General features: G+C 69.8%; 11 protein-coding genes. 9 read left to right on the top strand and 2 right to left on the bottom strand.

The window, feature by feature from the left end:
• Positions 1–154: 154 nt before the first annotated feature.
• On the top strand, positions 155–631 hold the full coding sequence (locus C8271_RS13910) for an endonuclease domain-containing protein (protein WP_106507693.1): 477 nt from the start codon (positions 155–157) through the stop codon (positions 629–631).
• Positions 632–952: 321 nt separating this feature from the next.
• Here the strand turns inward: C8271_RS13910 and C8271_RS13235 are convergent, their stop codons facing one another.
• On the bottom strand, positions 953–2,491 hold the full coding sequence (locus C8271_RS13235; protein ID WP_106507692.1) for an NAD(P)/FAD-dependent oxidoreductase: 1,539 nt from the start codon (positions 2,489–2,491) through the stop codon (positions 953–955).
• Positions 2,492–2,798: 307 nt separating this feature from the next.
• On the opposite strand from C8271_RS13235, the gene C8271_RS13230 reads away from it, so the two are divergent.
• The 4 genes from C8271_RS13230 (at position 2,799) to C8271_RS13215 (ending at position 13,027) form a co-directional block, all read left to right on the top strand.
• Positions 2,799–5,168: a bifunctional metallophosphatase/5'-nucleotidase gene (locus C8271_RS13230; protein WP_106507691.1), complete on the top strand. Its 2,370-nt coding sequence runs from the start codon at positions 2,799–2,801 to the stop codon at positions 5,166–5,168.
• A gap of 171 nt (positions 5,169–5,339) precedes the next feature.
• Positions 5,340–8,201: an ExeM/NucH family extracellular endonuclease gene (locus tag C8271_RS13225; protein ID WP_106507690.1), complete on the top strand. Its 2,862-nt coding sequence runs from the start codon at positions 5,340–5,342 to the stop codon at positions 8,199–8,201.
• Positions 8,202–8,513: 312 nt separating this feature from the next.
• Positions 8,514–9,707, top strand: coding sequence for an exonuclease SbcCD subunit D (locus C8271_RS13220; RefSeq protein ID WP_106507689.1), 1,194 nt, complete (start codon positions 8,514–8,516; stop codon positions 9,705–9,707).
• Positions 9,704–13,027, top strand: coding sequence for an AAA family ATPase (locus C8271_RS13215; RefSeq protein WP_106507688.1), 3,324 nt, complete (start codon positions 9,704–9,706; stop codon positions 13,025–13,027). Before C8271_RS13220 ends, C8271_RS13215 begins: the two co-directional genes overlap by 4 nt.
• A gap of 8 nt (positions 13,028–13,035) precedes the next feature.
• Here C8271_RS13215 and C8271_RS13210 read toward each other — a convergent pair whose 3' ends face one another.
• Positions 13,036–13,683 carry a VanZ family protein gene (locus C8271_RS13210; protein ID WP_106508087.1) on the bottom strand — a complete coding sequence of 216 codons (648 nt, stop codon included), beginning with the start codon at positions 13,681–13,683 and terminating at the stop codon, positions 13,036–13,038.
• A 184-nt stretch (positions 13,684–13,867) separates the two neighbouring features.
• On the opposite strand from C8271_RS13210, the gene C8271_RS13205 reads away from it, so the two are divergent.
• From C8271_RS13205 to C8271_RS13190, 4 genes are all read left to right on the top strand, one after another.
• Entirely contained in the window at positions 13,868–14,377 is a 510-nt protein-coding gene (locus C8271_RS13205) for a DUF456 domain-containing protein (RefSeq protein ID WP_245921148.1), read from the top strand.
• 138 nt (positions 14,378–14,515) lie between these two features.
• Positions 14,516–16,570, top strand: a complete 2,055-nt coding sequence (locus C8271_RS13200; protein WP_106507686.1) for an ABC transporter ATP-binding protein — start codon at positions 14,516–14,518, stop codon at positions 16,568–16,570.
• Positions 16,567–18,447 (top strand): ABC transporter ATP-binding protein, encoded by a 1,881-nt coding sequence (locus C8271_RS13195; RefSeq protein WP_106507685.1) that lies wholly within the window; start codon positions 16,567–16,569, stop codon positions 18,445–18,447. The genes C8271_RS13200 and C8271_RS13195 overlap by 4 nt, the downstream gene beginning before the upstream one ends.
• A complete protein-coding gene (locus C8271_RS13190) occupies positions 18,444–19,466 on the top strand; it encodes a class I SAM-dependent methyltransferase (RefSeq protein WP_106507684.1) in 1,023 nt (340 codons plus the stop codon). The genes C8271_RS13195 and C8271_RS13190 overlap by 4 nt, the downstream gene beginning before the upstream one ends.
• Positions 19,467–19,514 lie beyond the last annotated feature (48 nt).

The following is a 19,514-nucleotide window of genomic DNA, read 5'->3' as shown; positions in this document are numbered from 1 at the left end:
TGCGGTTGCGCCCGAGCACAGGACGTCGTCAGCGCGTGGTCTTACCGTCCACCAGCGCACGGCGACCACGGCCGTGACCGTCCACGGGGTGCCGTGTGCCGAACCTGTCGGTGTTGTGGCCTCGCTCATGGGGTCGCTCAGTGTTACTGAGCGCGTGGCCTGCATTGATGAGTTGACATCACGGCTGCGAGAACGCAAAGGGCTCCCGCGTATCACCACAGCGCAGTTCGCGCAGCGCTTATCGGCGATCAGCGGACGAGGCGTGGCGCTGGCGCGAGAGGCACTTGTGCAGGCGCGCGACGGGGTTGACTCGCCGCAGGAGACCAGGGCGCGCCTCATCCTGGTCCGGGCCGGGCTGCCGGAACCGGAGACGAATCTGCGGATCCTGGATCCCGATACGGGCCAGAGCTACTGGCTGGACCTCGCCTACCGGGAGGCGCGGATCGCGATCGAGTACGACGGCTGGTGGCACGAGTCAGAGATGCCCTGGCGGCGCGACCGATACAAGGATGAGTTGCTGCGAGGGCTCGGCTGGATGGTCTACCGAATCACGGCACGGGATCTGGCCGCACCCAAGGCCTTCGTGCGCAGGGTGGGGGCCGCGCTGCGCCGGGCGAACGCTCTTGTCTGAGAAGGGTCGGGCGGGTGCGCGTGCGTGCACCGGGTCCTCGTGGCTATGGCGGTTCGGACTGTGCCGAGCAGTTCGGGAGGCGGCGCCGGGCGTGCACATCGCCGGCCGTGCACATCGCCGGTCGTGCGCATCGCCGGGCGTGGACATCGCCGGGCGTGGACATCGCCGGGCGTGGACATCGCCGGGTGTGCGCATCGCCGGGTGTGCACGCCACCGGCGGTGAGTACATGGATCTGATGCGTAAACGCACCGTTTTCGTGATGTCAGCCGAGGTTGGAGAAATTCAAAAAATACAAAGGAGGCCAGCAAAATAAAAAGACATCACAACGCCCCGCCCGCGCCCTCCCCGAAGCGACGATTCGCCGCCTCGGCACGGAAGCGCCGTGCGGCGGAGATCGAGTCGACCTCGCCGATGACGGGGTTCGGCTGATGTGTGGCCCGTGTGCCGCCGTACAGCGAGAGCAGGTTCATCGCCACGGCGCGGCGGTTGCGGTGACCGAGCAGCTTGCCCACATGCACGCCCATCCACGCCATCCACCCCACGGAGCCGGACAGGTCTGGGAAGTGCGGGATCTCCGCGATCGCCGCGCGGCGCCCGATCGTGGCCATGGTTCCCAGGTTCACGTAACGGAACGGCCGCTTCGGACCGCCTGTGACGTCGGCGTGAATCATCTTCGCCACCCAGGACCCGGTCTGGATCGCGGGCTGCGCGAGCTGTGGCTGGGCGTTGTCCCCGCCGGCCATGTCGCCGGCGGCGTACACCCCGGGGAACCCCTTGACCTGCAGGGTATCGTCCACGTCGATGCGGCCGCGTCGGTCCTGTGGGAAGCCCCAGGCTGTCACCGACTCGGGGATCGCCACGCCGGCGGCCCAGATGGTGATGTCGGATTCGAGGATGGTGCCGTCGTCGAGCTCGATGTGGTCGTAGCCGACGGACTTCACGCCGTGCCCGAGCCGCAGCTCGACACCTCGGCTGCGCAGCTCGCGGGCGGCGTACGCGCGGAAGGACGGCCGGAACTCCTTGATCAGCTCCGTGCCGCGCTGGACGAGCGTGACCTGCAGGGTGCCCGGGTCCATCTCCGGGTAGAGAATGTCGAGCTCCTGCTGTCGGAAGTCTGCGAGCGCGCCGGCGATCTCGACGCCGGTGGGTCCGCCGCCGACGACGCTCACGTGGAGGCGATCCACGGTGCGGTTCTGGGTGAAGGTGTGACGATGGCCGGCCGTGGCTCGGCGGCCGTCGGCGCCGTCATTCCCCGTGCTCGATGCGCCGGCCGGGGACGGCGCCGCCCCGAGCGCGGACGCCGCAGCTGCGGCTGTCCCCACTGCAGCGGGGTCGGTGGCCAGCGTGGCAGGAGCCTCGCGGCTGGCCCGCTCGAGCTCGGAGAACAGCCGTTCCCGGATCGCGAGAGCCTGCGAGCGCGTATACATCGGCATCGCATGCTCCTCAGCGCCCGGCGTGCCGAAGAACGTGGTCGTGGCGCCGCCAGCGAGCACCAGATAGTCGTAGGGGATCTCGGTGAGCCGCTCCTCGCCGCCGTCGATCCGCACTGTCCTGGCTGTCGGGTCGACGCCCACCACCTCACCTTGGCGGTAGCGCATATTGGGCACTGTCAGGGACAGGCTGCGCAGCATCATGGTGACGTCACCGGGATTCAGGCCCGCGGTGGCCACCTGGTACAGCAGTGGCTGGAACGTCTTGTACAAGTTGCGGTCGATGAGGGTGACCCGAACACGCGTGTCGCGCAGCCCCAGCACGGCGTTCGCGCCGGCGAAGCCGCCGCCGATGATCACGACGTGTGGCCAGGAGGCGCCGTCCTTCGCGGGAACCGTGCGGCGGCGACGGAGGAGGCCGAAAGCCATGAGTGCTCCTGTAGGCGATGGTGATCGGGCGCAAGACGGCAGGCGGCCCAGGCTCGCAATGCCTCGCACTGCCGGTTGGCACAGTACCCTCCGGCACCGACGAGCGTCAGAACCCGGACGGTCGAGTCAAGCCCAGGCAAAGCCCATGTCAACGATTCGTCGCGACACGCGCAGCCGACGCTGTTCAAAGTGAACGGCGGGTGACACCTCGCGACCGATCCGACGACACCGCTGGTGAAGCGTGGTGAACATGGGGAGGATGGTGGGCGCACTCATCCTCCTCACATCACGTTCCCAGGAGACACCCATGTTCACCACCCCTGCGCGGCGCATCGCCCGCGGCGCCACGGTCGGGCTCGGGGGAGCCGCCCTGGCGTTCGGCGTCGCCGTCGTTCCGGTCGCCCCCGCCGAGGCCGCTGCCGCCCCCGGCACCGAGATCAACCTGGTGACCTACAACGACTTCCACGGCGCCCTCAGCGTCGGCGAGGAGTTCGCCTGCACCGTCGTCGATGAGCAGGCTCAGCACGAGAACAGCTTCCTGATCTCCGGCGGCGACAACGTCGGCGGTTCCGAGTTCGCCTCCGCCATCCAGGACGACGAGCCCACGCTGGACTACCTCACCGCCCTCGGCACGGACGCCGCCGCGGTGGGCAACCACGAGTTCGATCAGGGCCAGGACGACCTCACCGGGCGCATCGAGCAGAACGCCGGGTTCCCCCATGTGGCCGCCAATGTCTACAAGGCCGACGGCTCGCGTCTGAGCGCCCCGTGGACCATCGTCGAGAAGAACGGCCTGAAGGTGGCTGTTGTCGGCGCCGTCACCACCAAGACCATCGACAAGGTCTCCCCGGCCGCCATCAAGGGGCTCAGCTTCCGCGACCCGGTCGATGAGGTCAACAAAGCTGTCGAGGAGCTCAAGAAGTCGGGTGAGCAGTACGATCTGCTGATCGCCAGCTACCACGAGGGCGCGTCCGGCTCCTCCGAGATCGGTTCGACGCTCTCGCCGCCGAACTCCGATCCGATCTTCGACCGGATCGTCAACGAGACCCACCCCGATGTCGAGGCGATCATCAACGGTGACTCCCACAAGACCTACGCCTTCGAAGGGATCCAGGAGGCCGAGACCGAGCGGACCCGCCCGATCATCCAGGCCGGCGCCAGCGGCGCCTTCGTCGGCTCCGTGACGCTGAAGCTGAACGCCGATGGCACCGACTGGATCGCCGTCGAGGCGCCCCAGCTCATCGCCACCGAGGGCAAGGACCTGGCCGCCTGCGCCGACAGCAAGGTCTACGCCGGCGCCACCTCCATCTCGAACGCCGCCCTGGACAAGGCCGAGATCATCGGTGCAGAGCAGGTCGGCACCATCGGCGGCGACATCACCACCTCCTGGGACACCGACAAGGCCGAGTACGTCGACGGGGTCTGGACCAAGACCCAAGAGGTCGCCAAGGGCGACAACCGCACCCGCCACAGCGCTGCCGGCAACATGCTCGCTGACTCCATGAAGTGGTTCCTCGAGAAGCGGGGCACCAACGAGGGCGAGGAGATCATCGGCTTCATGAACCCGGGCGGCATCCGTGCCGAGTTCTGGTACAACCAGTCCGGTGCCGAGGGCGATGGCGTCGTCACCCTCGCAGAGGCCAACAACATGGTGCCCTTCGGCAACACCCTGTACTCCGGCAAGGTGACCGGCGCACAGTTCGTGCAGATGCTCGAGGAGCAGTGGGGCGAGAAGGGCTTCCTCGCGTTCTCGGTCTCCGAGAACATCAGCTACGCCTACGACTCGACCGCCGAGGCCGGCTCCCGCCTCATCGACGTGCGCGTCAATGGCAAGCCGATCGACCTCGAGGCCTCCTACACCATCGTCGGCGCCTCCTTCCTCTTCGAGGGCGGCGATGGCATGGCGACCCTGGCCAAGGCCACCGATATCAAGGACACCGGCGTGCTCGACCGTGACGCCCTGTCCGAGTACCTCGCGGCGAACGAGGATCTTCAGCCTGACTACTCGCAGCGTCAGGTCGAGGTCCAGAGCATCGAGCAGGGTAAGTACAGCAGCGAGGAGGGCATCGACCAGGATCCGGTGCTGCGCTTCCGGGGCCTGGAGTCCCAGAGCCTGGGCGCGCCGAAGATCGAGAAGGTCATCGTCGATGCTGGCGAGTACGGCACCTTCGAGGCTCCCTATGAGCAGGACGACGACGGCGCCTGGTACGCCGACGTCACCTTCACCGACTGGCTCTGCGTGCCCGAGGGCACCGAGGTGCCGCTGACCATCACCGCTGTGCCGGATACCGGCACCGAGTACGTCATCGACATGCCCGCCTTCACCTGGGAGAACGGCAACGCTCCGGCCGAGTGTGGTGGTGGCGACCAGGATGGCGACGACCAGGGTGGCGACCAGGGTGGCGACGACCAGGGTGATGACCAGGGCGGCGACCAGGATGGCGACGACCAGGGCGGCGATGACCAGACGGGCGGCGGCACGGACGGTGACGGCGAGGGAACCGGCGGCGACGACGGTTCCGCCGACCGCCCCAAGGATCCGGGCTACCGCGCTCCTCAGTCCAGCGACATCGCCCGCACCGGCACCGACGCTGCGCCTCTGGGCGCTGCGGCGCTGCTGCTGACCCTTGCGGGTCTGGGCGCGTACGGTCTGCGCAGCCGCGTCGGCCGCGACTGACCCACTGTCGGAACGGGGTCGAGCCCCTTGGCTCGGCCCCGTTCCGTGTCCTCAGAAGAATCCGATACCGGGCGTGCCCCCACCGCGCCGTGACACCGGGGCAGCGACAAGCCGTTGCCCCTGACGTGCAGCACTGCTGCAGTGACCCCCTCACCCGGAAGGACCACACCGATGTCTTCAGTCATCACCGGCCACGCCGGCCTTCGTGCGCGCATCAGCCGCGTCGGCGCCGCCGCCGCGATCGCCTCCCTGGGCCTGAGCGGCCTCGCGGGCCTCACCCCCGCCCAGGCCGCCGTTGTCACCCCCGGCGACCTCGTGATCAACGAGGTGTACGGCGGAGGCGGCAACTCCGGCGCCGCCTACCAGAACGACTTCGTGGAGCTGCGCAACACCTCCGATAAGGACATCAGCATCGACGGCTGGTCCCTCCAGTACGCCTCCAAGAAGGGCGCGTTCAACAACTCCGTCGCCCTGAGCGGCACCGTTCCGGCCGGTCAGACCTTCCTGATCCAGCTCGCCGCGGGCAACGGCAACGGCGAAGCGTTGCCGACGGCGGACGCCACCGGCGACATCAACGCCTCCGGCACCGGCGGCGTGTTCGCCCTGTCCAACGCTGACGGCAAGCTCACCTGCACCGGCGCCACGTGCGCGAGCGACCCCGCCGTGGTGGACCTGGTGGGATGGGGCGGCGCCACCACCTTCTCCGGTGACGCGGCCGCGCCTGGCACATCCAATGACACGAGTGTCGCCCGCGTGGCCTCCACCGGCGAGAACTCGACGGACTTCACGGCGGGCGCCCCCACGCCGCAGCCGTCCGGCGCCTCCGAACCGGCTCCCGAGGATCCGGCCGAGCCGGCCCCTGAGGACCCGGCTGACCCCGCCCCCGAGGATCCAGACGATCCCGCAGACCCGTTGGCCATCACCCCGATCGCGAAGATCCAGGGCACCGGCGCTGAATCCCCGCTGCAGGGGAAGACCGTCACCACCGAAGGCGTGGTCACTGCGGTGTACGCCACCGGCGGGCTGGATGGCTACGTGATCCAGACCGGCGGCACCGGCGGTGCACTCGACTTCTCCAGCCACACAGGCTCCACCGCCCTGTTCGTGTATTCCAGCGAGACCATGGACAAGGTGGCAGTCGGCGACTCCGTGCAGGTCACCGGTGAGGTGTCCGAGTACTACGGCTCCACCCAGATCAGCGTGGCCGCTGACGGCCTGACGAAGGCCGACAAAGCCTTCGATCCCGTCAAGCCCCTCACCGTCGACCTGTTCCCCACCGACGAGGCGCAGCGCGAATCCATCGAACACATGCTGTACCAGCCGGGTAAGGGTGACTTCACCGTCACCGACGTGTACCCGACGAACAAGTTCGGCGAGGTCACGCTCGCCATCGGCGACAAGCCGCTGCGCCAGGCCGGCGACGTCATGGCCCCGGGCGCCGACGCCACCGCCTACTACGAGGAGCAGCAGACCAAGAAGGTGCTGCTGGACGACGGCAAGACGACCAACTTCTCCAAGAACCCCGACCAGCCGATGAGCTGGCTCACCACCGAGGAGCCGGTGCGGGTGGGCGCGGGCGCGACCTTCACCCAGCCCGTCGTGGTGGCCTACTCCCATGACCAGTGGCGGCTGAACCCCACCAGCCCCTGGGCCTCCCATGACACCGACGGCGTGGACTTCGAGAACACCCGCCAGGACACCCCGAACGACGTGGGCGGCGACCTGCAGGTGGCCACCTTCAACGTGCTGAACTACTTCACCACCCTGGGCGAGGACGTGCCCGGGTGCACGCCGTACACGAACATGGACGGCGAGGGCACCAATGTGCGCGGTGGCTGCGACCTGCGTGGCGCCTGGGACGACGCCAGCTTCCAGCGCCAGCAGGGGAAGATCGTCGAGGCGATCTCCGGCACCGGCGCTGACGTGGTGGGTCTGATGGAGATCGAGAACTCCGCTCGGCTCGGCGAGACGCCCGACGAAGCCACCGCCACCCTGGTCGATGCCCTCAACGCGAAGGACGGCGAGGGCACCTGGGCGTACATCCCCACCGGTGACGCGTACAAGGCGGCCGGCGCCGAGGGTGGCCAGGACGTCATCACCAACGCGATCATCTACAAGCCGGCAGCGGTCACGCCCCGTGGCGGCGTCGAGGTCCTGGTGAACGATCAGGCGTTCGACAACGCCCGCGAGCCGATCGGGCAGGTGTTCGTGCCGGTCACTGAGCGGGACGGCAAGAAGCTGGAGGGCAAGCCGTTCTTCTTCACCGTGAACCACTTCAAGTCCAAGGGCTCCAAAGATGGTGAGGACGCGAACCTTCCCGAGGATCCGGTGCAGGGCAACGCTCGCACGTCCCGCGTGAAGCAGGCGAAGGCGCTCAATGCGTGGGCGAATGGCCGCGCGAAGGAGCTGGGCGTGGACGCCGTGCTGCATGGCGGCGACTTCAACGCCTACACCATGGAGGATCCGCTCCAGGTGTTCTACGACGGCGGGTTCGTCAACACCGTGCGTGAGCACGAGTCCGAGGCGTGGTCCTACAGCTTCGGCGGCATGGTCGGCTCCCTTGACCACGTGCTCGCCAACGCTGCCGCTGCTGAGCGCGTGACCGGGGCGACGGGCTGGTCGATCAATGGGCCGGAGTCCGTGATGACCCAGTACTCCCGCTACCGCAACAACGAGGTGAACCTGGTCGAGGAGGGCGTGTACGGATCCTCCGACCACAACCCGATCATCGTCGGCCTCGACGCCGGGTTCCCGGCACAGGACAACGCCCCCGCTGAGCCGGGCACGGACCCTGGCGCAGGCAGCGATCGCCCGGGTCAGAACCCTGGCAAGGCCCCGGAGCATGCTGGTCAGCCCGGCACGCCGGAGCACGCCGGGCAGCCGGGTAAGCCCGACCATGCCGGACGCGGACTCGCGGCCCTCGGCGGCGCGTCGAGCCTGGCCCGCACCGGTGTGGCCGCGCTGGGCATCGCGGGTGTGGCCGTGGCGCTGATCGTCGGCGGAGCCACCGTCGCCCGCCGCGAGGACGGCTGACCCCGGTACCTCGCTGACGCCGCGCGGGTCCGGCGCGCTCACAGAGCCGTCCGAGACTCCGATCCGGCCATCGCTCACGCCGCACGGGTCCGGCACCGCTTCGGTGCCGGACCCGTGTGCTGTCGGCACCGGGGACTGATCCCGTTCGCGACCGCCCGTGACCTCCGGGAGAATCACCCCATGGCCAGCCCCACCATGCCCGCGCTCGACCGCCGACTCGGGCTCGCAGGCGCGGGGTGATCGGCCTCGCCTACCGCGGGATCACGCGCGCAATGGGCTCGTTTGTCGGACCCTCCTCGTAGCGTTATCGGTATGAAGATCCTGCACACCTCGGACTGGCACCTGGGGCGCACCCTGCACGGGCATGACCTGCACGAGCACCATGAGGCGTTTCACCGTGAACTGCTGGAGACGGTCCGCGAGAAGCACGTGGACGTCGTGGTGATCGCCGGTGATGTGTACGACCGTGCCGTCCCGCCGGTGCAGTCAGTCACGCTGCTGTCGCGAACCCTCGCGGCTCTGGCCCAGACCGCCACCGTGGTGCTCACCCCTGGCAACCATGACTCTGCTGCGCGGCTCGGCTTCGGCAAGGAGATGATGCGCGCCGGCGTGCACCTGCTCACCGACACTCCCGGCATCGAGCATCCCGTCACCGTGCAGGACGAGCACGGTGAGGTGCTGTTCTTCGGGCTGCCGTTCCTCGAGCCGGATATCGCCCGCCACACCCTCGCGGCGGGGGAGGAGCCACTGCCACGCAGCCACGAGGCGGTGACTCGCGCTGCCCTGGATCGAGTGCGGGTCCGGCTCGCCGAGCGCACCTCCGCTCTCGCCGCCGACGGGGCGCCGCGTCCGCGCTCCGTCGTTCTCGCCCACACCTTCGTAGCCGGTGGCACCGAATCGGAGTCCGAACGGGACCTCACCGTTGGCGGAGTCGACACGGTGCCCGGCCCGATCTTCGCGGGCTTCGACTATGTCGCGCTCGGCCACCTGCACGGCTGCCAGGACCTCTCCTCGCTGCTTGGCGATGAGGGCGGCGCCATGTGGTACTCCGGCTCGCCGCTGCCGTACTCCCTGTCGGAGAAGAATCAGAAGAAGTCGATGCTGCTCATCGACATGGGGGCACAGGGGGTCGAGACCGTCGAACGTCTGCCGATCACCCAGCCGCGCCGCATCGTCGAGCTGCGCGGCACCCTCAGCGAGGTGCTCGCACAGGGACAGACCCACGGGAACGACTGGGCGGCGATCACCGTCACCGATCGTGAACGGCCCGCCCATCTGCAGGAACAGCTGCGCGCCGTGTTCGGCCACCTGCTCACAGCCCGCCACGAACCGGAGGGTCGCGGCGAAGAGCAGCGCGCCCGGCAGGTGCGCGGCGAGGTGGATCCCGTGGATGTGATGGGCGACTTCCTCGCGTTCACCACCGGGAGCGACGCCACCGATACCGATCGGGCCGTGCTGGACGACGCCCTGAGTGCGGTGCGGATCCGTCGACAGGAGGCCTCATGAAACTCCACCACCTGAGGCTGCGCGGCATCGGGCCGTTCCGTGACGACGCCGCGATCGACCTCGCGGCGCTCGGCGCCAGCGGCACGTTCCTGCTCGAAGGGCCGACGGGCTCCGGCAAATCCACTGTCCTGGACGCGATCGTGTTCGCGCTCTACGGCGGCGTGGCGGGGGAGGGGTCCGGTACTGACCGGATCCGCTCCCAGTTCGCGGATCCCTTCGAGCCGTCGTACGTGGATCTGGTGTTCGAAACCGGCGCCGGGATCTTCCGTGTGCGGCGCAGCCCCCAGTACGAGCGACCCAAGAAACGCGGGGACGGCACCACGACGCAGCACGCCAAGGCGCTGCTGTGGCGGCTCGACTCGCCCGCGCTGATCCCCGCCGCGATCGCAGATGCGCTCGGGGAGGGTGCTGGTGTGGAGGTTCGCGCTACCCGCCTGGATGAGGTGGGCGCCCAGATCCAGTCCGCCATCGGGCTGACCCGCGAGCAGTTCACGCAGACGGTGCTGCTGCCGCAGGGCGAGTTCCAGCGCTTCCTCAAAGCCCGCACCGCTGAGCGGCAGCAGGTGCTCACCCGCGTCTTCGGCACGCAGCTGTACGAGGAGATCGAGCGGGAGCTCGAGATGCGCCGCAAGCAGGCCCGCGCACACGAAGCCGACGCGAGCAGTGTGCTCGGACGCGCCGTCGAACGCTTCACCGAAGCCTCCGTTCACGCCGCCGCCCCCGCGCCGCAGCCTGAGGGCGAGCCAGAGCACGAGCCCGAGCAGGCGCCCGATCCCGAGCCCGAGCTGATGCTGCAGCTTGAGGATGATGCCCAGCCGGAAGCTGAGGCAGATCGCGAGCCGGTGCCGCTCACGGCCCATGTCGAGACGCGACGCCTGGACCTGCTCGCCGAGGATGCCGACCGCATCACGACGGCGGTCGATGCGGCCGCGATGCAGCTGCGTGAACAGGCCGCGGCCCAGGCTGAGCACCTGGCAACAGCCCGTGACCTCCTGCAGTCCCGCGAGTCAGCGCTCACGCTTCTGCAGCGCCGCGCCAGTCTCGATGAGCTCGCGGCACGGCTCGACGCCGCAGCCGAGCAGAACCGCGACGACACCCGTCGGCTCCTGCTGCACGAGGCCGCCGGACCCGTGCGTGATGCCCTGCAGCGTCGGGACGCGGCTGCAGCCCGCGCCGCCCAGGCCGCGCAGGCGCTCGCCGCTGCCCGGCAGGAACTGGCCAGCGACAACCATGACCTTGGCGCCCTGCTCGACGGGGACAGCCCCGCCAGCGCGCTCACCGAGCTCGCCAGCACTCAGCTGGACCTCGCCGGTCGGCTCAGCAGCCTCGTTGATCTCGAAAAGGAGCTGCCCGAGCGCGCCGACGCCATCACGCAGCGCCGTGCCGCCCGCCAGGAGTCGATCACCCGCGCCGATGCGCTCGCCACTCAGAGCGCCGAGCGACCCGCCGCCCGCGCGCAGCTCCAGACCCAGCTGGAGGACGAGAAGACGGCAGCGAGCGCCCTCACAGATGCGAAGCTCGCCGAACGCTCCGCGGCTGACGCTGTCACCGCCGCCCAGGAAGCCGCTACCCGCGCGAAAGCGGTCACCCGTGCCGAAGGCGCCGCGCAGAAAGCCTCCACCGCCGCGCAGAGCGCGATCGACCATGAGCACGCCCTGCGCACCCGGCGCCGCGCCGGGCTCGCCGCCGAACTCGCCACCGCCCTCGAGGAGGGTGAACCCTGCGCAGTCTGCGGCTCGACCACGCATCCGGCTCCTGCCGCGCCCGGCGCCGACCACGTCGACGCGGATGAGCTCGAGGCCGCCGAGCAGGCCCGTTCCAGCGCTGAGACGGCGCACGCCCGCGCCGCGGCAGCCCTCGCCACTGCCCGTGAACGCCTCGCGGAGGCACAGGAAAAGACCGGCGGGATCGACGTGGCTACCGCGCGCGCACAGCTCGAGAACGCCCAGGCTGCCGTGGCCGCAGCAACCCGCGCACAGGCCGACGCCGAGCGCCTGGAAGCCGCCCTCGCTGAGCACGACCGCACCAGCCAGACGCTGCGTGAACAGGAACAGGCCGAGCGTGCCCGTATCGACGCGGCGACCACCTGGATCACCGACGCCGAGCAGCGCCTGGCCGAGGATCGCGAAACCCTCGCCGCAGCCCGTGGTGACGCCCCGAGCGTCACCGCCCGCATGCAGGCCCACCGTGACCGTGCCAGCGCTGCCCAACACCTGCGCGACATGCACAGCGCTGCCGATCAGGCCACGACCACACACCACGAGCTGAGCCAGGAGGCCGAGCGGATCCGCGCTGAGGCGAGTGCCCACCTGGCAAACGCCGGCGCCGATGCCGTCGACACGGACAGTGACGCGAGCGATGCAGGTCGCGAGGCCAGCGCACGAGACGGTGACACTGCCCGCACCAGTGACCCCGACACCGACGCGGCCGCCACTATCAGTCCCGCCCTCGCCACCGATGACGCCGTGCGCGCCGCCGTGCTCGAGACAGCTGAACGCACCCGGCTGCACCAGCGCGTGAATCAGCATCGCGTCGATCGGGCCCGCCTCGCTGATGGTCTCGCCGAACCCGGGATCGCTGACCTCACCGCCACCCCCGAAGCGCTCGAGGCTGCCCGCACCGCCGTCACCGATGCGCGCGAGAACGTCTCCCGCGCCGACAAGGCCGCAGCCCAGGCGCAGGCTGCCGCCGGCACCGCCACCGACCGTGCCGAGCGCACCCGCGGCGCCCGCGCTCACCTCACCGACGCGATCACCCGTCTGCGCAGCGTCGCCGACCAGGCCGGGGCGATCATCCGCGTCGCCGACCTCGCCACCGGCAACGCCGGCGACCGCGTCCGGCTGTCCACCTACGTGCTCATGCGCCGCTTCGAGGACGTGGTCGACGCCGCCAACGCACGCCTGGCCCGCATGGGCGACGCACACCTCGAACTCGTGCGCGACGACGACCTCAGCGGTCGCGGCAAAACCGGCCTGGACCTCCTGGTCATCGACCGACGAACCGACCAGACGCGACGCCCCGACACCCTCTCCGGCGGCGAGACGTTCATCGTCTCCCTCGCGCTCGCACTGGGCCTCGCGGACACCGTCAGCGCGGAAGCCGGTGGCATCACCATGCAGACCCTGTTCATCGACGAAGGCTTCGGCAGCCTCGACCCCGAGCGGCTCGACGGGGTCATCGAAGAGATCGCGCGCATCGCTGAGGGCGGCCGCAGCGTCGGCATCGTCAGTCACGTCGCCGAGTTGAAGACCCGCATCCCTGACCGCATCAGCGTGCGCCGTCGGGCCGACGCCACCTCCACCCTGACCGTCACCGCCTGAGCAGGTGCTCAGATGTCGTCGTGCCTGTCCAGGACCGTGCCCGCCAGATCACCCTCGACCGGATCCGTGTAGGGGGCTCGTGCTCCGCGAGCCAGCAGATGCCCCACCAGTGCACCGATCGCCACACCCACCGTGTTCCACAGCAGGTCCTCGATATCCGCGATCCGCACCCCGCACGGATACAGCCCCCACGCACCCGTGTACTGCGTCACCTCGATCGCTGCCGACAGCATCATGCCCGCCGCCACCGACGTCACCGCATCCCAGCGCAGCATGCCGCGCAGGATCAGCCCCGTCGGCACGAACAGCGCCGTGTTCATCGCCGCCTGCATCACCGGGAACGAGGTAGCCACCGCTGCCCAGCTGGCGCCCTCACGGCGCAACTGCATCACCGCAGAGACCGTGCCCACAGGATCCAGCCGCACCACCCCACCGATGCGGTGACGGCAGGTCACAGCCACGTCATAGGCAGGCGCGAGCGTCAAGCCCACGAGCGTCATCGAGTACAGGCAGATGATCGCAAGCCCCAGCAGGCGACGCGGCCGCACCTGCCCAAAACGTCGGCGCTGATGCAGGATCGCCGGCACCAGCAGCACCGCGAACAGCACAGCGCCGCCCAGCAGGCCGACCGTCAGCAGGCGCAAGAGCTCTGACACGGCCGCGAGGATAGCGCGCCCACATGACCATCCGATGCGCACCACACGCGGCGCATCCGCCGACGCGATCTCGCGAGCACGTGACACCACGAGACACACAGCCATGCGCGCGGGCCGCAGCCACCGCGCGGGCACACCGTCTGACCACCGGGTCAGTTTCTTCGGACGCCGATAGCATGGCGCGGTGGACTCCCTGACCATGCAGATCATCGTGACCGTGCTGGCCGCCCTCGCCTACTGCGTGGGCCTCGCCGGAATCGTCGTCCCGATCCTTCCCGGCACCATCACGATCGTGATCGCCACCCTCATCTGGGCGATCGTCATGGGGTCCACGCCAGGGTGGATCTGCTTCGGCATCGTCCTGATCCTGGGCATCGCCGGCATGGCCGCGAACTACTTCATCACCGGCCGCAGCCTCAAGAAGCACGAGGTGCCCACCTGGCCGATCCTCGTCGCGCTCGCCAGCGGCATCGTCGGTATCTTCGTGATCCCCTTCCTGGGGCTGATCATCGGATTCCTGCTGGGCCTGTACGTGGCCGAATCGATCCGCCAGCAGGACTGGTCCGGTGGCCTGAAGACGTCGTGGGTGGCGATCAAAGCGCTCGGCATCGGCTTCGCCGTCGAACTCGTGCTCGCCCTCGGCTCCACGCTCACCTTCGCGATCGCGATCGTCGCCCACTTCGTGACCCGCTGACGCTCGACCAGGAACCCCTCACCCCCACATGCCCCGCCCCGAAGNCTGCTGCGCGTTTCATTGCGTCTGCCTGTTTTTTTTCTCTGCTGTGCCGCGCCCCCCGCTGCCCCCCCCGGGCATGTCGTCGGGCGGCGCCGGTTGGAATCAAGACCCCCCGCCCCCGATCCCGCCGCCGAGACCGCCGAGCCCGCGCAGCGCTCGACACCCGTCGGCCGCCTCACCCCACCGGCGATCGACCGTCAGCACCCTGCCGTGCTCATCCCGGGCCTGACCCGCCTGCTGCGCGGCTCCTGGGAGGTGCGCGGCTGGTTCGTGACCGCTGTGCTCGGCGCCATCGCATTCGCGCTGCTGCAGATCGCCACCTCCGCCATCATCGGCCGCGTCACCGAACAGGTGATCGTGCCCAGCTTCTCCGCCGGTGACGTCGCCGGCGGTGCACTCGCCCTGGGCGGTCTCGCCGTGCTCGGCATCGCCGTGGCCCGCGCCATCGGCGTCCTCACCCGGCGTGTGTTCGCCGCCGCCTCCCAGTACGACCTGTTCCGGATCTACCGCGAGCGCCTGGTGACCGTGTACGCGCGGGTGCCGCTGCTGTGGCACCGCCGCCAGTCCACCGGCACGCTGCTCTCCTCCGTCTACGCCGATGTCGAAGCAGCATTCTTCGCGATGGCGCCATTCCCTTTCGCGCTGTCCACCATGGTCATGCTCGTGTACGCCACGATCGTCGTGGCCCGCATCGACCCGGTGATCCTGCTGGTCATGCTCGCCCTCATCGTGGTGCTCGTGGTGCTGAACATTCTGCTGCAGCGCTATGCCGCCCCGATCGCCGTGCAGTCTCAGCAGCTGCGCGCCGAGGTCGCCCAGATCGCCCACGAGTCCTTCGACGGTGCGAACGTCGTGAAGTCGCTGGGCCGCGAGAGCGTGGAAGAGGCCCGGTTCGCCGACGCCACCGAGCGGCTGCGCCGCAACGGCATCCGCTTCGGTTACGTGCGCGGCTGGTTCGACCCCACCATCGACGCCCTGCCGAACCTGGGCATCCTCGCCGTCGCCGTCCTGGGGGCGTGGCGCATCGGCGAAGGCCACCTCACCACCGGGCAGCTCGTGGAGGTCTCCTACCTGTTCACCCTCATGTCGCTGCCGATCCGCTCCTTCGGCTGGGTGCTCGGCGATCTGTCCCGCACCGTCGTCGGCGGCGGCCGCGTCCAGCAGATCCTCGACGTGCCCGATACCCGCGAGCACGGCACGGCAACGCTGCCGCCCGGCCCCGGCACGCTGCGCTTCGAGAACGTCTCCTTCACCTACCGTGATGACCCCAAGGACCTCGTGCTCGGCCGCACCACCAGCCTCGCCGATCAGCGCACCCGCATCAGCGACGCTCTCCACGACGTCACCCTCAGCGCTGATCCGACGGGCGGCTCCCGCGTGGTCGCCGTGGTGGGCGCCACCGGTTCCGGTAAGTCCACGCTCGCCCTGCTGGCCGCCCGCCTCGCGGACCCGACCCGCGGCCGCATCACTCTGGACGGGGTCGACCTGCGCGACCTCACGCATGACGCCCTCACCACCGAGGTCGCGCTCGTGCTGCAGCAGGCTTTCGTGTTCGACGGCACCGTACGCGAGAACGTCACGCTGGGTGCCGACATCGATGAGGACACCATCCGCTGGGCGTTGCGCATCGCCCAGGCCGACGGTTTCGTCGATGACCTCGACGGCGGGCTCGACGCCGAGCTCGGCGAACGTGGCGGCTCCCTGTCCGGTGGGCAGCGGCAGCGCATCGCGCTCGCTCGCGCGCTCGCCCGTCGGCCCCGACTGCTGATTCTCGACGACGCCACCAGCGCCTGCGACCCCTCCGTGGAACTCGCCATCCTCGACGGCATCCGACGCGAGCTCACCGACTCGACACTCCTGCTGGTGGCCTACCGCAAATCCACCATCTCCCTGGCCGACGCGGTGGTGCTCCTCGAACACGGCTGCGTCACCGCCCAGGGCACCCACGAACAGCTGCGCGCCGACGTACCCGCCTACCGCGCGCTCGTGGACGCCTATGACGAAGCCGCCATCGCCCACGACCTGCTGGAGGCCGACGGAGACAGGGCCGACGGGCACAAGACCGACGGAGACAGCACCGACGGGCACAAGACCGACACAGACGGGGCCGACGGCGACACGACCGACGGACAGAAGGAGGCGCAGCGATGAGCACCGCACCCGCCGTCCGCTCCTCCCGTCTCGGCGTCGAGAACACCACCGACGAAGGCGCCCTCACCACCATCCGCCGCGGTCTCGCCCTCACCCCGCAGGCCCTGAAGGGACTGTGGCTGACCCTGCTGCTCGCCGTGATCGCCACCGCAGGGAAGGTGGTGGTGCCGATCAGCGTGCAGACCATCCTCGACCGCGGCATCATCGCGCCCGAGAAACCCGACGTCGCCGTCGTCGCCGCAGCCGCGGGGGCCGCTGCCGCAGTGCTGCTGGTGACCACCGGCTGCAATGTGCTGATGAACCGTCGGCTGTTCCGGATGGCGGAGACTGCACTGGCCACCCTGCGGGCCCGCGCCTTCCGCCACATCCACGACCTGTCCCTGCTCACCCAGGGCACGGAGCAGCGTGGCGCGCTGGTCTCCCGAGTCACCAGTGATGTGGACACCGTCAGCCAGTTCATGAGCTTCGGCGGCATCATGCTGGTGGTGATGAGCATGCAGCTCGTCATCGCCACCGTGGTGATGGCGCTGTACTCCTGGCCGCTCGCCGTCGCGGTGTGGCTCGCCTACCTGCCGGTGTTCTTCCTCATGGCTGCGCTGCAGAAGCGGATCCGTGCCCGCTACCAGAAGGTCCGCGCCGCCGTAGGCCGCATGCTCGGCACCGTCTCCGAATCCCTCGTCGGCTCCGCCACCGTGCGGGCCTACGGCATCGAGGACGACACCCGCGATGCCCAGATCGAACGCGTCCGCGATGTGCGCAACGCCCAATTCGGGGTGCTGCGGCCGCAGTCAGCCTCCTTCTTCCTATCCGAGACGGGTGATGGTCTCGCCACCGCCGTCGTGATCGTCGTCGGCGTGCTGCTGGGCACAAACACGCTCGGACTGGACCTGCCCGGCAGCGAGCTCACTGCTGGCTCGCTCGTCGCTTTCATCTTCCTGGTCTCGCTGTTCAGCCAGCCGGTGCGCATGGGCATCGAGATGCTGTCGGAGGCGCAGAACGCCGTGGCGGGCTGGCGGCGCGTGCTCGGCGTGCTCGACACCCCGGCGGACGTCGCTGACCCCGGCGGTGCGATGGACCCCCACACCGGGCACCGCACCGACCCGGTTCCCGGGGCGACGCCGCTGCCCGACGGGGCACTGGACGTGCGCATCGACCAGGTGCGGTTCTCCTACCCCGACGGTCCCGAGGTGCTGCACGGCATCGACGTGACCATCCCCGCCCGCTCCCGCGTCGCGATCGTGGGGGAGACCGGCTCCGGGAAGACCACCCTCGCCAAGCTCGTGACCCGCATGATGGATCCGGCAGCCGGCCAGGTGCTGATCGGCGGCGTGCCGCTGCACCTGGTGCCCTTCGCGTCCCTGCGCGACCGCGTGGTGATGGTGCCGCAGGAGGGGTTCCTGTTCGACACCACCGTGGCCGGGAACCTGCTGTACGGCCGGCCCGGCGCCACCGAGGACGAGATGACCCGCGCCATCAGCGAGCTGGGCCTCGCGGACTGGCTGGCCTCCCTCCCGGAAGGCCTGCACACGCCGGTGGGTCAGCGCGGCGAATCCCTCAGCGCCGGGGAACGGCAGCTGGTGGCGCTCGCGCGCGCCTACCTCGCGGATCCTGACGTGATCGTGCTGGATGAGGCCACGAGCGCCGTGGATCCGCTGGCTGATGTGCGGCTGCAGCAGGCGATCGACGGGCTCGCCCGCGGTCGCACCACGCTCACGATCGCCCACCGGCTCTCCACCGCGGAGCGGGCCGACATGATCCTCGTCCTCGACCACGGTGATCTGGTGGAACAGGGCACCCATGCGGAGCTGGTGGATCTGCCGGGCGGCATCTACGCCGGGCTGCACCGCTCCTGGGTGGCCCACCGCACCGCGCGATGAGACCCGAGAGCGAACCAGGCGGGGCCGCCCAGGGCGACGGTGCGTCGGCCGACGGCACCGAGCCGCAATCACCCACCGAGCCACGCGACCCGTCGGCCGCCCGGCCCATCCCGCGGATCTCCGCGCGTGAGCAGCCACGCTTCGGCAGTCCCGAGCGGCGCCGACAGCTCGCCGCCACCTTCACCGCCCAGGGCGCCGACTACGATCGTCTCCGGCCCGGCTACCCGCTTGAACAGATCGCGCATGCGCTCGCTGCGGCGGCGGATCCGCAGCACCCTGGTGGTGACGTCATCGCCCCCGGGCGGGATGCCGTGGATCTCGGGGCCGGCACCGGGAAGCTCGCCCTCGCCCTCGCCGAGTGCGGTCTTCACGTCACCGCCGTTGACCCGAGCGCGAGCATGCTCGCGGTGGCACGCCAGCAGCATGAGGCGCGGCACGCCGCATCCGGGCCGACCGATGGTCGTGACGCACAGCATCCCGCGCGCGCCTCAGCTCCGCGCACCGACGGGGGAGTGCGCACCGTGGTCGCCACGGCAGAAGACACCGGCCTGCCCACCGCGAGCGCCGACCTGGTCACCGCCGCCCAGGCCTGGCATTGGTTCGACACCGAGGCCGCGAGCGCAGAGGTGCGCCGACTGCTCCGGCCCGGGGGAGTCCTGCTGCTGCTGTGGAACACGATGGACGTGACCGTGCCATGGGTACACCGCTACTCGCGGATCATGCACGCCGGTGACGTGCAGCGCGAGGACTTCACCCCACCGCTCGGGCGCGGACTGCGTGTCGACCGACGCGTCGCCATCCGCTGGGAGGATCCGATGCGCGCGAGCGACCTCGTGGACCTCGCCCGCACCCGCAGCTACGTGGCCGCCGCCGCACCGCGCGAGCAGGAACGCGTGCTCACGAATCTGCGCTGGTACCTGTTCGACCATCTCGGGCACCGGCCCGAGGACGTCGTCCCGCTGCCGTATCGCACCGACGCCTTCCTGTGCCGCCCGCTGCACTCGGCCCCCGCTGCGTGAGATGCCCGCGGGAAGACCCAGCCGTCGACGTGGCAATGACCGGCCGGG

The sequence above is a fragment of the Brachybacterium timonense genome (assembly GCF_900258505.1).
Taxonomy (GTDB): Bacteria; Actinomycetota; Actinomycetes; order Actinomycetales; family Dermabacteraceae; genus Brachybacterium; species Brachybacterium timonense.
This window is presented reverse-complemented; position numbering and strand designations above follow the sequence as displayed.